Raw genomic sequence first — 17,720 nt, forward strand, 5'->3', positions numbered from 1 at the left:
GCATGAACGCCTAGCCCTCGGACTGGGTAACTCGATCAGGAAGGGAAGCGATGCCGCGCTCCACCGATAAAGTCCTTGCAGCCCTTGCACTTGCATTCGGGCTGACGACTGCGATCCCTGCATTCGCGCAGGACGGCGCCGCCGGGCAGGACCGAATCAGCGTCAATTCCTTTGCCGGAGCCTACCTCGCCGCGCGTGCGGCCGAGGTCGACAATGACGTGAACCGCGCGATCGCCTATTATCAGCGCGCGCTGGCCTTCAATCCGACCGACGAGGCGATCCAGCAAAGCCTCATGGTGCTCCTGATTTCGCGCGGCGATTTCGAGGACGCGCTGACGCTTGCCGAAGATCTGCGCGATACCCCGGAGATCGAACGCTTCTCGAAACTCGCGCTGGCCGTCGATGCGATCCGTACGGACCGGCCCGACGACGCCCTTGAACTGCTCGAGTTCGCGCAGGAATCCGATCTCGACCGGCTGATCACCTCGATCATGCGCGCCTGGGTCGAAGCGGGCTCGGGCGATGTCGATGCGGCGCTGGCCCGGCTCGACGGCGTCGAAGGCCCGCCCTGGTATGCGCTTTTCGTGAACTATCACCGCGCGTTGATCGCTGCCGAGGCCGGTCGCGACGACGTGGCCGAGCAGGCCTTTTCCGCGACCACGATCAGCCTCGAGGCAGGCGGCGCTGCGCCCGAAGTGTTCCTGCGCGCCCACGAGGCCTACGCCCGCTTCCGTGCCGCGAACGGCGACGACGACACCGCGCTGAACATCCTTGCTAAGGCCGACGAACTCGCGCCCGACCGGGTGACGGTCGTCGCCTTGCGGGAAGAGATCGAGGCCGGCGAGGAAATCGCTCCGCTGGTCGCCGGCACCGAAGCTGGCGCAGCCGAAATCCTGCTCAACCTGTCGACCGCGCTCAACCGCGGCGGCGGCGAGGCATTCGTGCGCCTTTATTTGCACTATGCGCTGGCGCTTCAGCCCTCGAGCGACGCGGTTCTCCTCCAACTCGGTGGCATCGCCGAAATGCAGCGCAATTCCGAGGAGGCGATCGAAATTTACGGTCGTATCGCGCAGGATTCGCCGATCCGGCAGATCTCAGAATTGCAGGTGGGCCTGAACCTCGCGGATCTCGACCGGCATGACGAGGCGGTCGAACATCTGGAACCGCTTCTGGAGGCGGCGCCCGACGACCGCCGCGCCTATCTTGCGCTTGGCGGCGTTTACGCCTCGCAGCAGAAATTCGCGGAAGCCGCCGAAGTCTATGACCGTGCGGTCGCCCGCATCGATACACCCGAGGAGGCCGATTGGAACCTCTATTACCAGCGCGGCATCGCCTATGAGCGCATCAAGCAGTGGGACAAGGCGGAGCCGAACTTCAACCAGGCGCTCGAACTCTACCCCGACCATCCGCAAGTGCTGAACTATCTCGGCTATTCCTGGGTCGACATGAACATGAACCTGGAGGAGGGGCTCGCCCTCATCCAAAAGGCTGTCGACCTTCGCCCGAGTGACGGCCACATCGTCGATTCTCTCGGCTGGGCCTATTACCGTCTCGGCCGCTACGAAGAGGCGGTGACGGAACTCGAGCGCGCGGTCAGCCTGATGCCGAGCGACGCGATCCTGAATGACCATCTGGGTGACGCCTACTGGCAGGTCGGACGTCGCCTCGAAGCGACGTTCCAATGGAGCCACGCACGCGACCTGGAGCCTGAGGAAGACCTGCTCGAGGACATCAATCGCAAGCTGCGCGAAGGGCTCGTCGAAGCCGCCGCCGAGCCGGAAGAAGAGCAGGACTTCGCCAGCCTCGCGCCCGAACCCGAAGCCCCGGCCGAGCCCGAAGCACCCGCCGAGCAGGTCGCGACCACCGCCCCCGTCGCGCCGGCTCCCAACGAGGTCACCCATGCCGTCGGCCCCGGCCAGTCGCTCTGGGACATCGCCCGCGAACGCCTCGGCGACGGCAACCGCTACGGCGAAATCCTCGACCTGAACCCGGACCTACGCGGCAACCCCAACCTGCTCCGGCCCGGCCAGACGTTGATGCTTCCGCAGAATTGAAGGTGGCGCTTGGGTCGGAAACGCAGTGGGGTTGATGATTCGAGGCATGGATTCCTGTGACGAGCACAGGAATGACGTGCTTGAATTTGCGCTGGCAATTTTAAACTTGACGTTTCAACCAACCGTCGACGTCCGAGATTGTAGAATCCCTTGATGCCGTCATTCCTGTGCTCGTCACAGGAATCCATGCGATACGCTCTCCGCCCACTCGGCGGCTCCGAACTCGCGCCAGCTCCAACCTCGCGCCGAGCCTACCCACCATACCGCGGCGGAACCGGGCACTGCACCCACTGCCCATTTTCGCGGATCGAGCACTGAAGCCGTGTCTCGGAAAGATTGCGCGCCGCCGGATTCGTCTTCGAGCAAACGCAATTCGTCTCGGGCAGGCGCACCACGTCGCAAGCTGGCGTCACGCATAGATAACCGGTGACCGGATCGTTCTGGTAGCCATCGGTGCCGCCCGACGGAAAGTTCTGAGCCAGCGCTGCGCTACCGATCAGGATTCCGGCCGCAAGGGTCGCGAGAAATGTCGTTTTCATTGGATTCCTCCTGTCTGTCCCGCCAGAATTGGCGCGGTCGGCTCAACTTGCAAGCGCCGTCGCGATCAACTGGACGTGCGCCGCCTCGATGCTGTAGACCTCACCGCAATCACGCTGGCGAATACGAAGAGTTTCATGACCGCCCCCCACATGCACCCCTCGCGCTCCTTCCAGGGGCTCATCCTGGCTTTGCACAATTACTGGGCCGAGTATGGCTGCGTCGTGCTGCAGCCCTACGACATGGAGGTCGGCGCGGGCACCTTCCACCCGGCCACCACGCTGCGCTCGCTGGGTCCGAAGCCGTGGAACGCGGCCTATGTCCAGCCCTCGCGCCGGCCGAAGGACGGGCGCTACGGCGAAAACCCGAACCGGCTGCAGCATTATTACCAGTATCAGGTGATCCTGAAGCCGAACCCGTCGAACCTGCAGGAGCTCTATCTCGGCTCGCTGAAGGCCATCGGCCTCGACCCGCTCGTCCACGACATCCGCTTCGTCGAGGACGATTGGGAAAGCCCGACGCTTGGCGCCTGGGGCCTCGGCTGGGAATGCTGGTGCGACGGCATGGAAGTCTCGCAGTTCACCTATTTCCAGCAGGTTTGCGGCATCGAATGCGCGCCCGTCTCCGGCGAACTGACCTACGGCCTCGAACGCCTCGCCATGTACGTGCAGGGCGTCGACAACGTCTACGACCTTAATTTCAACGGCCGCGAGGGCGCGGAGAAGGTCACCTATGGCGACGTCTTCCTGCAGGCCGAGCAGGAATATTCACGCCACAACTTCGAGCACGCCAACACCGCGATGCTGTTCAAGCATTTCGAGGATGCGGAAGGCGAATGCCGGGCTCTGCTCGAAGCCGGCGCACCGAAGGCAGGCGACGATACGACCCTCCACAAGATGGTCCTGCCGGCCTACGATCAGGCCATCAAGGCCTCCCACGTCTTCAACCTTCTCGATGCGCGCGGCGTGATTTCGGTCACCGAGCGCCAGAGCTATATCCTGCGCGTGCGCAATCTGGCTAAGGCCTGCGGCGAGGCGTTTCTCCTGACCGACGCCGGCGGCGCCAATCTCAAACTGGAAATTGCATAAGATGGCAAAGACCCTGCTCGAACTCGCCGGCGCCAACCTAACGCCGCCCGCTCTGTCCGAAACTGCGCTCGTCGTCATCGACGCGCAGCGCGAATATGTCGACGGCAAGCTGCCTTTGCCGGGCGCGGCGCCCGCGCTGTCGAACATCGCCCGCCTCCTGGACAAGGCCCGCGCGGCCGGTGCGCCGGTGATCCACGTCCAGCACAAGGGCAAGGCCGGCGGTCTGTTCGATCCCGCGACGACTTCCTTCGCTCTCGCCGATCAGGCGGCGGCGAATGATGGCGAAACGGTCGTCGAAAAGGGCCTGCCCAACGCCTTCGCCGGCACCAATCTGAAGGACGTGCTCGACGCGACGGGCCGCAAGCGCCTCGTCCTCGCCGGCTTCATGACGCATATGTGCGTCTCGTCGACGGCCCGCGCGGCGCTCGACCTCGGCTTCCAGACAGTCGTCGTCTCCGACGCCTCCGCCACCCGCGACCTGCCGGTTCCCGGCGCCGAAGGCGAGGTGCTGACGGCGGACGACCTCCACCGCGCCGAACTCGCCATGCTCGCCGACCGCTTCGCCATCGTCTGCACCACGGACGATCTGGCGGGCTGAGAGCGCCGCTTTCCAAGCCCTTGCCGATGATCTAGCCTGCGCCCCTCGCCAACGGGGACGCGCAGCATGGATTTCGGCATCGGCACGATACTTCTCATTCTTCTGGTGTTGGTCGCAGGCTACGCGATCGTCACCTATAACGGCCTCGTGCGCGCCCGCCAGCTCGTGCGCGAGGCGTGGAGCGGCATCGACGTCCAGTTGAAACGCCGCGCGGACCTGATCCCGAACCTGATCGAAACCGTGAAGGGCTACGCCGCCCACGAGCGCGGCACCTTCGAGGAAGTGACCGAACTGCGCGCCCGTGCCCAGAGCCTTCCCGCCGGCGACGTTGCCGGGCGCGCCCAGGTCGAAGGCATGCTCTCCCAGGCGCTCGGCCGCCTGCTCGCCGTCGCCGAGGCCTATCCGGACCTGAAGGCCAACCAGAACTTCATGCAACTCCAGACGACGCTGGAAACGCTCGAAGGCGAAATCCAGATGTCCCGCCGCTACTACAACGGCGCCGCCCGCGACCTAAACATCAAGGTCGAGAGCTTCCCCTCCAACCTCGTCGCCGGCGCCTTCGGCTTCGAAAGGGCCGAATATTTCGAGATCGAGAACCCTGAAGATCGCGTCGTCCCCAAGGTCTCCTTCTCCTGAGCCCTCGCATGACGCGCATCCTCGCCTCGCTCCTCGTCCTGCTGGCGCTCGCCTCCGGCGCGCTGGCGCAAGAAGAAATCACCACCTTCCGCGCCGACATCGACCTCGCCGCCGACGGCACGATCGAAGTCACCGAGACGATCACGGTCAACGCAGAAGGCAACCAGATCCGCCGCGGCATCTTCCGCGACTTCCCGCTCCGTTTCGAGGATGCGGACGGCAACGAGCGCGAGGTCGATTTCGACATCCTCTCCGTCACCCGCGACGGCGACGCCGAGCCCTACGCCACCGAGCGCGGCTCTGGCATCGTGCGCATCCGCATCGGCGATGCCGACACGCTCCTCGCCCCCGGCCTCCACACCTACGAGATCACCTACGAGACCAGCCGCCAGATCCGCTTCTTCGACAACCATGACGAATTCTACTGGAACGTCACCGGCAATGGCTGGGATTTCCCGATCCGCGCCGCCGTCGCCGACATCCGCCTGCCGCAAGGCGTCTCGGCCGACGATGTCACCTTCTACACCGGCGCATTCGGCTCGACGGCACAGGACGCCTCCGCACAAACGCTCGATGACGGCAACCGCATCGTCGTCGAGGCAGATCAGACCTTGGCCCCGCGCGAAGGCCTGACCGTCGCCATCGCCATGCCAAAGGGCTCCATTGCGCCGCCCACCGCCGCGCAGGAGCGCGAATGGTGGCTGCGCGACAACCGCGCGCTTCTCATCGGCGCGATCGGCCTCGCCGTGGTCCTCGCCTACTACCTCTGGGCCTGGACGCGCGTCGGCCGCGATCCGCCGGCTGGGGTCCTTGTGCCGCGCTGGGAGCCGCCGCAGGGCATCTCGCCGGCGCTGACCAACTACATCGACAAACGCGGCTTTCGCGGGCAGGGCTGGGACGCGCTCTCCGCCGCGACGATCAACCTCGCGGTCAAGGGCCATGTCGAGCTCGACGACCTCGACGGCGACCTCACCATCCGCCGCACCGCAAAGCCCGCCGCGAACCTTCCGGTCGGCGAAGCGGCGATCCTCGGTCACCTGCCGCAGGAGGGCGACACGCTCACCGTCGACAAGGCGAACGGCACGCGCGTCATCGCCGTCGGCTCTTCCTTCCGCTCCGCGATGGAAAAGGAACATCGCAACCGCTTCTACCGTCACAACCGTGCCTATGTCTTTGCCGGAATTGCGCTTTCGGTCCTGACGCTCGTCGCCTTCATCGCCTTCGGCGGGCTCAGCGAGGGTCTTCTCGGCCTGATGTTCGCCGGCGCCATCCCGGCCATCGTGCTTTCCGTCTTCGCCGTCAATTTCGGCCGCCGCCTGCGCAGCGCCACCTCGCTCGGCGGGCGTCTGATGGCGGTCGTCATGATGGGCTTTGCCGGCTTCGTCGTCTTTTCCGGCCTCAGCACCACGATCCTGTCGGTCATCCTCGATCCTGGCGACGTCATGCCGATCGCGGCCATCCTCGGCATCGTCATGGTCAACGTCATCTTCCTCTTCCTGATGGGCGCGCCGACCCCGCTCGGCCGCAAGTCGATGGATGAAATCGCCGGCCTCAGGCAATATCTGACGGTCGCCGAGAAAGAGCGGATGAACATGCAGGGCGCGCCGCAGATGTCGCCGCGCCATTTCGAAACGCTGCTTCCCTATGCCGTCGCGCTCGGCGTCGAAAAGCCGTGGTCGCGCGCCTTCGATACGTGGCTGGCGACGGCCGCCGCGACCGGCGCCGCCGCCGGCTATCTCGCGCCGTCCTGGTATCACGGTCGCGGTTTCGACGGCGGCTCCATCGGCTCGACCATGGGCGGCCTTGCCGGCTCGCTCTCCGACAGCTTCACCGCCTCGTTGCCGGCACCCTCCAGTTCGTCGTCCGGCTTCGGTGGCGGGGGAGGTGGCGGCGGCTTTTCCGGCGGCGGTGGCGGCGGGGGCGGCGGCGGCGGCTGGTAATTTCCCTGTCCCGCATGACAAATCGCGGCAAGCTTGGTAGAGCCGCGTGATAATTCGCCTTTCTCAACAGTGTGACCGATTATGCCTGATCTTCTTCTCGAACTCCGCTCCGAGGAAATCCCTGCCCGCATGCAGCGCAAGGCGGCCGGCGATTTGAAGAAGTTGGTCACGGACGGTCTGGTCGAGGCGGGCCTGACCTACGAGGCCGCGACCGAATACTGGACGCCGCGCCGTTTGACGCTCGACATTCGCGGCCTCACCGCAAGGTCGAAGGACGTGCGCGAGGAGATCAAGGGTCCGTCCGTGTCGGCCCCCGAACAGGCGATCCAGGGCTTCCTGCGCAAGGCTGGCCTGTCGGACGTCGCCCAGGCCCACACCCACACCGATCCGAAGAAGGGCGCGTTCTACGTCGCCCATCTGGTCAAGCCCGGCCGCGCTGCGGAAGAGATCATCGCCGAGATCGTGCCCGCAATCGTGCGCGCCTTTCCCTGGCCGAAATCGATGCGCTGGGGCGCGGCTTCCGCCAAGCCCGGCTCCATGCGCTGGGTCCGCCCGCTGCAGTCCATCGTCTGCACCTTCGGCCCCGAAACCGAGGAGCCGGTCGTCGTCGATTTCGAGATCGACGGCATCCGTTCGGGCAACGTCACCTACGGCCACCGCTTCCACGCGCCGGACGCGATCACCGTGCGCCGCTTCGATGATTACGTCGCCAAGCTCGAAGCCGCCAAGGTCGTGCTCGACGCCGAGCGCCGCAAGCGCATCATCCTCGACGACGCCAAAAACCTCGCTTTCGCCTCCGGGCTGGAACTCGTCGAGGACGATGGGCTTCTGGAGGAGGTCTCGGGCCTCGTCGAATGGCCGGTCGTGCTGATGGGCGAATTCGAGGAAGACTATCTCGCCATCCCGCCGGAAGTCATCCGCCTCACCATCCGCGCCAACCAGAAATGCTTCGTCGTCCGCCCGCAGGGCGCCGAAGATGGCCTCGCCAACCGCTTCCTGCTCACCGCCAACATCGAAGCGACCGATGGCGGCAAGGAGATCGTCCACGGCAACGGCAAGGTCGTGCGCGCGCGCCTTTCCGACGCCGTCCACTTCTGGAAGACCGATCAGGCCGACCTGCCGGATTTAAGGCAACTCGGCGCATCGGCCGAACAATTCGGCCTCGACCTCACGAAACCGCTCGACCAGCGCATGGCCCGGCTCGACCATCTCGGCGTCACCTTCCACGCCAAGCTGGGCACGCAGGGCGAACGCGTCGCGCGCATCGCCAAGCTTGCGCGCGAACTCGCCCCCACCGTCGGCGCCGATCCCGACCTCGCCGCCCGCGCTGCCGTCTTGGCCAAGGCCGATCTGACGACCGAGATCGTCGGCGAATTCCCCGAACTTCAGGGCGCCATGGGCCGCAAATATGCGCTCCTCCAGGGCGAAGACGCGTCAGTCGCCGCCGCCCTCGAAGACCACTACAAGCCCCAAGGCCCCTCCGACACCGTCCCCACCGACCCCGTCGCCATCGCCGTAGCCTTGGCCGACAAGCTCGACACGCTGGTCGGCTTTTGGGCCATCGACGAAAAGCCGACGGGCTCCAAGGACCCTTATGCGCTGCGCAGAGCGGCGCTGGGCGTGATCCGGATCGTGGTGGAAAATGGAGTAAGGCTCACGGTGGATTCGTCAAGTCAACGTTCCGCTTTGCTCTATTGGATAGCGCTGCTGACAGCGCGTCATTTCACAGCCATGCAAATGAAAAGCCTAGACACATTCTTTTCTATGGCTCGCTCGCTGGAGGCCAGCGGTCTTGTGGATAAAGGGTTTACGTCAACTCTCGCACGACGTCAGACAGACGTTGAAGCAGCGAAGGCGTTCGCAGAAAGCATTTCCGAGCTTGCTTGGGCGTTGGCAAAAGACCTTCTCTCCTTCTTCCACGACCGCCTGAAGGTCTACATGCGCGACAAGGGCGCGCGTCACGATCTCATCGACGCGGTGCTGTCGCGGGGTACGCGCGAAATCTCCCCCCTTGCGGGGGAGATGTCGGCGCAGCCGACAGAGGGGGGCGCTGTCCCGCAGTCCTCTCCGCGCGTTGAAGGTGGGCGCTCGACGTTGCCCCCCTCTGCCCTGCCGGGCATCTCCCCCGCAGGGGGGGAGATCACGCAGTCGTCGACCAATGACGACCTCCTCCTCATCGTCTCCCGCGTCGCCGCCCTCGGCATCTTCCTCGATTCCGAAGACGGTAAAAACCTCCTCGCCGGCACCAAGCGCGCCGCAAACATCCTTGCCGCCGAGGAAAAGAAGGGCACCGCGATCGCCGCTCACGTCGATCCTTCGCTCTTCCGCCAGCCGGAGGAAAGCGCGCTCTTCGAAGCAGTGAACCAGGCCGAGAAGAACGCGACGCAAGCGATTCAAACGCAGGACTTTTCCGCCGCCATGCTGGCGCTGTCGGTGCTTCGCGCGCCGGTCGACGCCTTCTTCGAAGCGGTGCTGGTCAATGACGAGGATCAGGCCGTGCGCGCCAATCGCCTCGCGCTGCTCGCCCGCATCCGCGCGGCGACAGGCGCGGTTGCTGATTTCTCGAAGATCGCAGGTTGAGCCTTAGTCGAGTTCGCCCCCATCCGTCTCGGCGTCGAACTCGGCCTCCGGCCCCTGCGAAGCGCTGGGTATCAGAACCGGCGAGGCATCCCCGGAAATCCCGCCACGCATGACCATCGGCGTGACCACGCGCATTTTCTCGGCCTTCGTCGGAACCACGGCCTCGACCGTCGGCTCCACCGCCGTTCCACGCTCGATGATCGACGGCGCCGACCCCTTCAGTTCCTGAAGGACGCTGATCGAACCGGCCTCGGCAGCGATCGGCAGGGCGGCGAGTAGGGACGTGGCAAGAAGAACGCGTGACATTGGCTTCCCGGCAATCGGACTGGCTGATGGCCGCATCACGGCATGAACTCCTTAACATTTCGCGTGAGCTTTGCCCTTGCGGCATAGATTCGGGAACGCTAATCCGACCTCCAAAAGGAATCCCGGATCAGTGACTTCGCCGGGAAAGATGAATCGGAAAATTGATTTGGCGGACATCGTGAAAGGCGAGGCGGGGCTGTCCCGCGCCGTGGAGCTTCTGGCGGCGGGCGAGACGGTCGCGCTGCCGACCGAGACCGTCTACGGCCTTGCCGCCGACGCCACCGATGGCGAAGCGGTCGCGAAGATCTTCGAGGCCAAGGGCCGCCCGCGCTTCAATCCGCTCATCGTCCACGTCGCCGACATGAAGATGGCGGCCGACATCGCGATCTTCGACAGCCTGTCGCGCAAGCTCGCCGCCGCCTTCTGGCCGGGTCCGCTCACCATCGTCCTGCCGCTGCGCATCGGCCACAAGCTCCATCCGCTGGTCTCCGCCGGACTCGATACGGTCGGCCTGCGCATGCCCGACGGGCTCGCGCATGAGGTGATCGCCCGGCTCGACCGACCGCTCGCAGCCCCCAGCGCCAATTCCTCCGGCCGCATCAGCGCCACCAGCGCTGCCGCGGTTGAAGCCGATCTCGGCGGGAAAATCCCGCTCATCCTCGATGGCGGCCAGACGCCCGTCGGCGTCGAATCGACCATCGTCAAGATCGAGGACGGAATGGTGCGCCTCCTGCGCCCCGGCGGCGTCTCGGCCGAAGACATAGAGGCCGTCGTCAACACGCCGCTCCTGCGCGGCCCGTCCGAAAAGATCGAGGCGCCCGGCATGCTCGCCTCGCACTATGCGCCCGCCGCATCGGTCCGGCTCGGCGCGACCGCGCTCATGCCGGGCGAAGCGCTGCTCGCCTTCGGCTCCTTCGCCATCTCCGGCAGCCCGCTCGCCACGCGCAACCTCTCGCCCACCGGCGATCTGCGCGAGGCGGCTGCCAACCTCTTTTCCCATCTCGCCGAACTCGACGCCTCCGGCGCGTCCACCATTGCCGTCACGCCGATCCCGAAACACGGCCTCGGCGAGGCGATCAACGACCGGCTCGCCCGCGCTGCCGCCCCGCGTGACAATCCGGCCACCGCCAAATAGGCTCCGGCCATGTTGACCACGCCGCCGATCGATTCCACCCTCCTTTCCCGATTCACCGCCATCGTCGGCGAGAAATACGCGATCACCGCACCCGATTCGCTCGCGCCCTATCTCGTCGAGCCACGCGGACGCTATGCCGGCACGTCGCCGCTAGTCCTGCGCCCCGGCACGGTCGACGAGGTCTCGGCGATCCTCAAGCTCGCCACTGAAACGAAGACGCCGATCGTCCCGCAAGGCGGCAACACCGGCCTCGTCGGCGGCCAGATGCCCGATGGCACCGGCCGCGAGATCATCCTCTCGCTCGGCCGCCTCACCCGCATCCGCGAGATCGACCTTCAGTCGAACACGATGACCGTAGAGGCGGGCGTCATCCTCCAGACCATACAGGAAACGGCCGACGAAAACGGGCGCCTCTTCCCCCTCTCTCTCGGCTCGCAAGGCACCTGCCAGATCGGCGGCAACCTCTCGTCCAATGCCGGCGGCACCGGCGTCCTTGCCTATGGCAACGCGCGCGAACTCTGCCTCGGCGTCGAAGTCGTTCTGCCCACCGGCGAGGTGCTGGACGATCTGCGCAAGCTGAAGAAGGACAACACCGGCTACGATCTGAAGAACCTCTTCGTCGGCGCCGAAGGCACGCTCGGCATCATCACCGCCGCCGTTCTCAAGCTCGTCTCCAAGCCGAAGGGCCGTGAAATTGCATGGATCGGCCTCGAAAGCCCGCAAGCCGCGCTCGACCTCTTCGCCATCGCGTCCGACCACGCCGGCGCAGGCCTCACCGCCTTCGAACTGATCCAGAAGCGCGCGCTCGACTTCACCTTGAAGCACATCCCCGACACGATCGACCCGCTCTCCGGCCCGCAGCCCTGGCACGTCCTGATGGAAACCTCCTCCGGCCGTTCGGCGCAGGACGCCCGCACGCTGATCGAGGAAATCGTCGGCGAAGGTCTCGAATCCGGCCTCGTCGCCGACGCCACGCTCGCCATGAACCTCGCCCAGGGCGAGGCCTTCTGGAAGCTGCGCGAATCCATGTCATGGGCGCAAGCGCCCGAAGGCGGCTCGATCAAGCACGACATCTCCGTCCCCGTCGCCGCGATCCCCGCCTTTATCGAAGAGGGCACTGCGGCCGTCCGCTCCGTCGTGCCCGACGCGCGGCTCGTCTGTTTCGGCCACATGGGCGACGGCAATCTCCACTTCAACGTCACGCAGCCGGAAGGCGGCGACAAGGACGCTTTCCTCGCCCGTTACCGCACGATGAACGACGCCGTCCACGCGGTCGTGCGCGCCATGAACGGATCGATCTCCGCCGAACACGGCATCGGCCGCATGAAGCGCGATGAACTCATCGCGACCGCACCGCCCGTCGCCATCGACCTGATGCGCCGCATCAAGGCCGCCTTCGATCCCGCCGGCATCATGAATCCGGGCAAGATCATCTGATCCTAACGCCTTGGAAAGGGAGCTTTCCCAATCCTTTCATGAGGTTGGAAAGCGATAACCATCCGGCGCATCCAGACAAATTTAACCGAAAATCTAAGGCCGACGGTAACAGCCCGCGCCTAGTCTCCAATCCAACGAGGCGGAAAACCGCCCGCGAGAAACCGCCGAAGGCGGCTCTCAGGAGAGACAGGAAGGCGAAACATGAATACGGGGCTGAAACCAGCCTGGGCGGGCCGCGACATGCGGCTCGATCCCTTCAGGCTGCCGCAAGCGACGACCTACGCAACCCAGGACGCCTTCGGCGACGTCTCCTTCGAGATCGACCGCCGCCGCGTGACGATCCACCGGATTCTGGAAAAGAGCCAGCTTCCCGTTACCGTCGTGCTCCCGGCCAACGCCTTCAAGGGCGTCGCGGCCCGCGCCATCGAGGACGGCGAGGGCCAGGTCACGGTCACGCTGGAACTGATGCACAATGACCCGATGCTCTCCGTCCCGCTGCTCGTCGCCCATGACCTCGACGACGTCGCCGCCGACTGGCGCGCCTGGGCCGAAGCCTACCAGCTTCCCATGCTCCTCTTCGAAGCCGATGGCATCGCCCGTTCGCTGGAAGAATCGCTCGGCGCGGTGAAGACGGCCCCGGCAAAAGAACGGCGCAAGCGCCGCGACTCCATGCACAAACGCCCGCGCTTCCTCGCCCGCCGCAAATTCGGCAATCTCGGCATGCGCCTCGTGGTCAATGGCGACGAAATCATCGCGCGGCGCTAGGCGACGGCCGCCGCCACGCTCCCCAGCACCAGCCCGCCGAAGATCAGCCAGCCGACCGTCGAGTTCGACTTGAACAGCCTGAGACACTGGTCGCCGTCATCGATGTCGGCGACCACGATCTGCCGCGCCATGTGCGCGGCCGCCGCCGCAAGCCCGAGATAGGCCGGCCACGCGACCTGCGCCACGACGAACGCCGCCGCAAACAGCGCCAGCGCGCCCGCATACAGCGCCACCAGCCACGGCTTCGTATTTTCGCCGAACAACCGCGCCGTCGAACGCACCCCGACCAACGCGTCGTCCTCCCGGTCCTGATGCGCATAAAGCGTGTCGTAGCCGATCACCCAAAGGATCGACCCGAGATAGAGCAGCGCCGGCGCCAGCGAGACGGACCCGAAATACGCCGCCCAGCCCATCCACGCACCCCATGAAAACGCAAAGCCGAGAAAGAGTTGCGGCCAGTCCGTATAGCGCTTCATGAACGGATAGATCGCGACCGTGCCGATCGACGCGATGCCCATCCCGACCGCGAACCAGTTGAACTGCAACAGCACGATCAGCCCGACGAGGCACTGCCCGAACAGGAACGCCCAGGCCTGCCTGCGCGTCACCTGCCCGGACGGCAGTGGCCGCGAGCGCGTCCGCGCCACCATCGCGTCGATGTCCTCGTCGACGATGTCGTTATAGGTGCATCCCGCGCCACGCATCGCGATCGCGCCGATCATGAACAGCGCCAGATGCCAGATCGACGGCAACTGAGCCGCCACCCCGTCGCCCGCGTCGAAAAACGCCGCGCCCGCCAGCGCCGCCGACCACCAGCATGGCCACAGCAGCAGCCACCATCCGATCGGTCGGTCCCATCGCGCCAACTGCGCATAGGGCCAGAGCCCCTGCGGCAGCGCGCGATAGACCCAGTGGCCCGACGGCGCATCGGCCACGCGCCCGCGCGCGCCTTTAGATTGGATCGTTTCCATCGCCTTCGATTGGCAGGGCAGGCCGGCACCGTCAAGCAATCCGTTTGCGCGATTTCCAGTGTACGACTATATGTACATCTAATCGGAGACCACCGCCATGATCGTCGCCAATCTCACCGAGTTCCGCGCCAACATCGCTCGCTACATCGAGAAGGTGCTCGACGATCGCGACAAGCTCATCGTCACCCGCCGCAATCGCGAGCCGGTCGTCGTCATGCCCTTGTCCGAATGGGAGGGAATGCAGGAGACGCTGCATCTCCTGTCCTCGCCCGCCAACGCCGAGCGCCTGCGCGCCTCCATGGCAGAGGCTGATGCAGGCCGTCTGATTGAACGCGAACTGATCGAGCCGTGAAGCTTCAATGGACTGAGCAGGGTTGGGATGACTATCTCTATTGGCAATCCAACGACGTCGATATGGTCGCCAAGATCAATGTGATGATCAAGGACGCGCGCCGCAGCCCTTTTCGCGGATTAGGCAAGCCGGAACCCCTGCGCAACGACATGGCAGGCTGGTGGTCGCGCCGTCTCACCCAGGAGCATCGCCTCGTCTACCGCGTCACCGGAAAGGGCGATGCGCAGGCGTTGGAAATCGCGGCCTGCCGCTTCCATTACGGCCGCTGACTTGACCTCGCTTCCGCCACCCCCTATCGCCGCCTCTTGAAGCTTCAACGAGGGCGGTCATGAACATTCTTCTCATCGGTTCGGGCGGACGCGAGCACGCGCTGGCCTGGAAGATCGCCGCCTCGCCGATGCTGACCAAGCTCTATGCCGCGCCCGGCAATCCCGGCATCGCCGAACATGCCGAATGCGTAACGCTCGACCTGGACGACCACGAAAGCATCGCTACCTTTGCCAAGCTGATGGCGATCGATCTCGTCGTCGTCGGCCCGGAAGCGCCGCTCGTCGCCGGTCTCGCCGACGTGCTCGCAGCACACGGCATCCGCGTCTTCGGCCCCTCCGCCGCTGCGGCGCGCCTCGAAGGATCGAAGGGCTTCACCAAGGACCTCTGCGCCCGCTACGACATCCCCACCGCCGCCTACCAGCGTTTCAACAACGCCCCGAAGGCGAAAGCCTACATCCGCGAGCTCGGCGCGCCCATCGTCATCAAGGCGGATGGCCTCGCCGCCGGCAAGGGCGTCACGGTGGCAATGACGCTCGAAGAGGCGCTCGCCGCCATCGACGATTGCTTTGAGGGCGGGTTCGGGGAGGCGGGCGCGGAAGTCGTCGTCGAGGAATTCCTCGAAGGCGAGGAGGCCTCGTTCTTTTGCCTGTGCGACGGCAAGACCGCGCTGCCCTTCGGCACCGCGCAGGATCACAAGCGCGTCGGCGATGGCGACACCGGGCCGAACACCGGCGGCATGGGCGCCTATTCGCCCGCGCCAATCCTCACGCCCGCCATCATCAACGAGGTGATGCGAACGATCATCGAGCCGACCATGAAGGGCATGGCCGAGATGGGCGCGCCGTTCTCGGGCGTGCTCTACGCAGGGCTGATGCTGACGAAGGACGGCCCGAAGCTCATCGAATACAACACTCGCTTCGGCGATCCCGAATGCCAGGTGCTGATGATGCGGCTGAAGGAGGATCTCCTGATTCTGCTCAACGCCGCCGCCGACGGCCAGTTGGCGCACATGTCCGCGCGCTGGCGCGACGAGGTCGCGCTCACGGTCGTGCTCGCCGCCGAAGGCTATCCGGCGACGCCGAAGAAGGGCAGCGTCATTCGCGGCCTCGACAAGGTCGGCGACAGCGTCGAAATCTTCCACGCCGGCACCGCCAGGAAGGGCGAGGACATCGTCGCCAATGGCGGCCGCGTCCTCAACGTCACCGCGATGGCCAGGACCGTCCGCGAAGCGCGCGAAAAGGCCTATGCCGCCATCGACCGGATCGACTGGCCCGAAGGCTTTTGCCGCCGCGACATCGGCTGGCGTGAGGTCGAGCGGGAGACACGCTGACGTCGATTTTTCATCGCGTCGCCACATGCTCATCCCATGTCGCATTCCAGCTTCCTAAGCCGCCGCGCAAATGCTTCAATGCAGCAAGTTCAGGTGCCGCCTCCTCGTCGAGGCGGAGAATTGGGAAGCCGGTGAAAAGCCGGCGCTGCCCCCGCAACGGTAAATGGAGTGACGTCGCAACGGGAGCCACTGGGCATTTCTGCCTGGGAAGGTGTTGCGGCAGGTCGATGGAGCGATCCATAGACCGGCTCTTGAGCCCGGAAACCAGCCTGAACCTGTATAAAACCGACTGATCGCGGTGGGCGGTCAAGGGGCGGATGCGCGCGCGGATCGCTCCGTTGCGCCTTTCTCCTTCGAAATCTCCACCAGTTCAGTCCTTGCATGAAGGCAGGACAGGACATGGATGCGCGCAACGAAATGCTGGACCGGCTCCAGCGCCGTAAACCCGGCTACAGCCTCGAGCAGGCGTTCTACACCGATCCGGATTTCTACCGGCTCGATCTCGATCTGATCTGGTATCGCGACTGGCTCTTCATCGGTCATGATTGCGAGTTGCCGAAGCCCGGCAGCTATTTCACCGTGCAGATCGGCGATTATCCCGTCGTTGTGGTACGCGACGCCAAGGGCGCGATCCGCGCCTTCCACAACACCTGCCGCCATCGCGGCTCGCGCGTTTGCACGGCAGCCAAGGGCACGGCGGCCAAGCTCGTCTGCCCCTACCATCAGTGGACCTACGATCTCGATGGCCGCCTCGTCTTTGCCCGTCAAATGGGCGCCGGGTTCGACGCTTCGAAATTCGGCCTGAAGCCGGTCGCCTGCGAAAGCGTTGCCGGATATCTCTTCATCTGCCTTGCCGATGAGCCTGCCTACTTCGCGCCCGTCCGCGCGCAGGTCGAACCCTATCTCGCGCCGCACCGGCTGACGGAAACGAAGATCGCCTTCGAATCGACCATCATCGAAAAGGGCAACTGGAAGCTCGTCTGGGAAAACAACCGCGAATGCTATCACTGCGCCGGCAACCACCCAGAGCTATGCAAGACCTTCCCCGAAGCGCCGACCGTCACCGGCGTACAGGCCGCCGAAAGCGACCCGGATATCGTCGCGCATTGGCAAAAATGTGAGGCAGCGGGCCTGCCGAGCCGGTTCGAGATCGCCTCCACCGGCCAGCACCGCGTCACCCGCGTGCCGCTCCTGCGTGATGCCGTCAGCTACACGATGACCGGCAAGCGCGCGGTGAAGAAGAACCTCTCCGACACCGTCACGACCGACCGCATCGGCTCGCTCCTGCTTTTCCACTATCCGACGACCTGGAACCACGTTCTCGGCGATCACGCCGTCACCTTCCGCGTCCTGCCGATCAGCGCGACGGAGACCGCGGTCACGACCAAATGGCTCGTCCACAAGGACGCCGTCGAGGGCGTCGACTACGACCTTGCCGAACTCACCCATGTCTGGACCGAAACCAACGACCAGGACCGCCGCATCGTCGAGGAAAACGCCTTCGGCATCGCCTCGCCGGCCTACCAGCCGGGGCCGTATTCGGAAGAGCACGAGGGCGGCGTCATGCAGTTCGTGGATTGGTACTGCAGGTTTGCCGAGGAACGCTTGACGGGCGACCGGCTCGCCGGGGACGCCAAGCCCGCGCTGCGGTCGGTGGCTTGAGGGAAACGATTATGCTCGACGTTGCCCCCCTCTGGGCTGCCGCCCATCTCCCCCGCAAG

General features: G+C 65.3%; 16 protein-coding genes and 1 riboswitch. Of the genes, 13 read left to right on the plus strand and 3 right to left on the minus strand.

The features are described from left to right. The first annotated feature begins 50 nt into the window (after positions 1-50). Complete coding sequence (locus tag ACT6QU_RS00785; RefSeq protein WP_444564803.1) at positions 51-2,054, plus strand: tetratricopeptide repeat protein; 2,004 nt, start codon at positions 51-53, stop codon at positions 2,052-2,054. A 251-nt stretch (positions 2,055-2,305) separates the two neighbouring features. Here the strand turns inward: ACT6QU_RS00785 and ACT6QU_RS00790 are convergent, their stop codons facing one another. Continuing rightward, positions 2,306-2,593 carry a hypothetical protein gene (locus tag ACT6QU_RS00790; RefSeq protein WP_444564804.1) on the minus strand — a complete coding sequence of 96 codons (288 nt, stop codon included), beginning with the start codon at positions 2,591-2,593 and terminating at the stop codon, positions 2,306-2,308. Positions 2,594-2,728: 135 nt separating this feature from the next. On the opposite strand from ACT6QU_RS00790, the gene ACT6QU_RS00795 reads away from it, so the two are divergent. The 5 genes from ACT6QU_RS00795 to glyS all read left to right on the plus strand — a co-directional run bounded on the left by ACT6QU_RS00795 (position 2,729) and on the right by glyS (position 9,433). Beyond that, positions 2,729-3,679, plus strand: coding sequence for a glycine--tRNA ligase subunit alpha (locus tag ACT6QU_RS00795; protein ID WP_444564805.1), 951 nt, complete (start codon positions 2,729-2,731; stop codon positions 3,677-3,679). A 1-nt stretch (position 3,680) separates the two neighbouring features. Next, positions 3,681-4,277, plus strand: a complete 597-nt coding sequence (locus tag ACT6QU_RS00800; protein ID WP_444564806.1) for a cysteine hydrolase family protein — start codon at positions 3,681-3,683, stop codon at positions 4,275-4,277. A 66-nt stretch (positions 4,278-4,343) separates the two neighbouring features. Further along, positions 4,344-4,913, plus strand: a complete 570-nt coding sequence (locus ACT6QU_RS00805) for a LemA family protein (RefSeq protein WP_444564807.1) — start codon at positions 4,344-4,346, stop codon at positions 4,911-4,913. 8 nt (positions 4,914-4,921) lie between these two features. Continuing rightward, entirely contained in the window at positions 4,922-6,853 is a 1,932-nt protein-coding gene (locus ACT6QU_RS00810) for a DUF2207 domain-containing protein (RefSeq protein WP_444564808.1), read from the plus strand. An 81-nt stretch (positions 6,854-6,934) separates the two neighbouring features. Further along, positions 6,935-9,433, plus strand: coding sequence for a glycine--tRNA ligase subunit beta (glyS, locus tag ACT6QU_RS00815; RefSeq protein WP_444836594.1), 2,499 nt, complete (start codon positions 6,935-6,937; stop codon positions 9,431-9,433). Positions 9,434-9,436: 3 nt separating this feature from the next. On the opposite strand, the gene ACT6QU_RS00820 is transcribed toward glyS, so the two are convergent. Continuing rightward, positions 9,437-9,739: a hypothetical protein gene (locus tag ACT6QU_RS00820; protein ID WP_444564810.1), complete on the minus strand. Its 303-nt coding sequence runs from the start codon at positions 9,737-9,739 to the stop codon at positions 9,437-9,439. A gap of 148 nt (positions 9,740-9,887) precedes the next feature. Here ACT6QU_RS00820 and ACT6QU_RS00825 point away from each other — a divergent pair, with 148 nt between their 5' ends. From ACT6QU_RS00825 to ACT6QU_RS00835, 3 genes are all read left to right on the plus strand, one after another. Next, positions 9,888-10,874, plus strand: a complete 987-nt coding sequence (locus ACT6QU_RS00825; RefSeq protein WP_444564811.1) for an L-threonylcarbamoyladenylate synthase — start codon at positions 9,888-9,890, stop codon at positions 10,872-10,874. A 9-nt stretch (positions 10,875-10,883) separates the two neighbouring features. Then, positions 10,884-12,311, plus strand: a complete 1,428-nt coding sequence (locus ACT6QU_RS00830; RefSeq protein ID WP_444564812.1) for an FAD-binding oxidoreductase — start codon at positions 10,884-10,886, stop codon at positions 12,309-12,311. Between the two features lie 201 nt (positions 12,312-12,512). Then, a complete protein-coding gene (locus tag ACT6QU_RS00835; RefSeq protein ID WP_444564813.1) occupies positions 12,513-13,076 on the plus strand; it encodes a DUF6101 family protein in 564 nt (187 codons plus the stop codon). Here ACT6QU_RS00835 and ubiA read toward each other — a convergent pair. Then, positions 13,073-14,047: a 4-hydroxybenzoate octaprenyltransferase gene (ubiA, locus tag ACT6QU_RS00840; protein ID WP_444564814.1), complete on the minus strand. Its 975-nt coding sequence runs from the start codon at positions 14,045-14,047 to the stop codon at positions 13,073-13,075. The two genes, ACT6QU_RS00835 and ubiA, sit on opposite strands and share 4 nt — an antisense overlap. 97 nt (positions 14,048-14,144) lie before the next feature. On the opposite strand from ubiA, the gene ACT6QU_RS00845 reads away from it, so the two are divergent. The 4 genes from ACT6QU_RS00845 (at position 14,145) to ACT6QU_RS00860 (ending at position 17,661) form a co-directional block, all read left to right on the plus strand. Then, positions 14,145-14,399 carry a type II toxin-antitoxin system Phd/YefM family antitoxin gene (locus ACT6QU_RS00845; RefSeq protein ID WP_444564815.1) on the plus strand — a complete coding sequence of 85 codons (255 nt, stop codon included), beginning with the start codon at positions 14,145-14,147 and terminating at the stop codon, positions 14,397-14,399. Continuing rightward, positions 14,396-14,668 carry a Txe/YoeB family addiction module toxin gene (locus ACT6QU_RS00850; protein ID WP_444564816.1) on the plus strand — a complete coding sequence of 91 codons (273 nt, stop codon included), beginning with the start codon at positions 14,396-14,398 and terminating at the stop codon, positions 14,666-14,668. Before ACT6QU_RS00845 ends, ACT6QU_RS00850 begins: the two co-directional genes overlap by 4 nt. A 59-nt stretch (positions 14,669-14,727) precedes the next feature. Then, a complete protein-coding gene (gene purD / locus ACT6QU_RS00855; protein ID WP_444564817.1) occupies positions 14,728-15,999 on the plus strand; it encodes a phosphoribosylamine--glycine ligase in 1,272 nt (423 codons plus the stop codon). Positions 16,000-16,073: 74 nt separating this feature from the next. Beyond that, positions 16,074-16,286, plus strand: a riboswitch (cobalamin riboswitch). A 112-nt stretch (positions 16,287-16,398) separates the two neighbouring features. Beyond that, positions 16,399-17,661, plus strand: coding sequence for an aromatic ring-hydroxylating oxygenase subunit alpha (locus ACT6QU_RS00860; protein ID WP_444564818.1), 1,263 nt, complete (start codon positions 16,399-16,401; stop codon positions 17,659-17,661). Positions 17,662-17,720 lie beyond the last annotated feature (59 nt).

The organism is Aliihoeflea sp., from assembly GCF_052435475.1.
Classification (GTDB): domain Bacteria; phylum Pseudomonadota; class Alphaproteobacteria; order Rhizobiales; family Rhizobiaceae; genus Aliihoeflea.

Bases quoted from the DNA above. Each gene is read 5' to 3' on its own strand.
- purD (WP_444564817.1), top strand. From the start codon at position 14,728: ATGAACATTCTTCTCATCGGTTCGGGCGGACGCGAGCACGCGCTGGCC.
- glyS (WP_444836594.1), top strand. From the start codon at position 6,935: ATGCCTGATCTTCTTCTCGAACTCCGCTCCGAGGAAATCCCTGCCCGC.
- ACT6QU_RS00785 (WP_444564803.1), top strand. From the start codon at position 51: ATGCCGCGCTCCACCGATAAAGTCCTTGCAGCCCTTGCACTTGCATTC.
- ACT6QU_RS00845 (WP_444564815.1), top strand. From the start codon at position 14,145: ATGATCGTCGCCAATCTCACCGAGTTCCGCGCCAACATCGCTCGCTAC.
- ACT6QU_RS00860 (WP_444564818.1), top strand. From the start codon at position 16,399: ATGGATGCGCGCAACGAAATGCTGGACCGGCTCCAGCGCCGTAAACCC.
- ubiA (WP_444564814.1), bottom strand. From the start codon at position 14,047: ATGGAAACGATCCAATCTAAAGGCGCGCGCGGGCGCGTGGCCGATGCG.
- ACT6QU_RS00820 (WP_444564810.1), bottom strand. From the start codon at position 9,739: ATGTCACGCGTTCTTCTTGCCACGTCCCTACTCGCCGCCCTGCCGATC.
- ACT6QU_RS00825 (WP_444564811.1), top strand. From the start codon at position 9,888: ATGAATCGGAAAATTGATTTGGCGGACATCGTGAAAGGCGAGGCGGGG.
- ACT6QU_RS00810 (WP_444564808.1), top strand. From the start codon at position 4,922: ATGACGCGCATCCTCGCCTCGCTCCTCGTCCTGCTGGCGCTCGCCTCC.
- ACT6QU_RS00805 (WP_444564807.1), top strand. From the start codon at position 4,344: ATGGATTTCGGCATCGGCACGATACTTCTCATTCTTCTGGTGTTGGTC.
- ACT6QU_RS00795 (WP_444564805.1), top strand. From the start codon at position 2,729: ATGACCGCCCCCCACATGCACCCCTCGCGCTCCTTCCAGGGGCTCATC.
- ACT6QU_RS00800 (WP_444564806.1), top strand. From the start codon at position 3,681: ATGGCAAAGACCCTGCTCGAACTCGCCGGCGCCAACCTAACGCCGCCC.
- ACT6QU_RS00830 (WP_444564812.1), top strand. From the start codon at position 10,884: ATGTTGACCACGCCGCCGATCGATTCCACCCTCCTTTCCCGATTCACC.
- ACT6QU_RS00835 (WP_444564813.1), top strand. From the start codon at position 12,513: ATGAATACGGGGCTGAAACCAGCCTGGGCGGGCCGCGACATGCGGCTC.
- ACT6QU_RS00790 (WP_444564804.1), bottom strand. From the start codon at position 2,593: ATGAAAACGACATTTCTCGCGACCCTTGCGGCCGGAATCCTGATCGGT.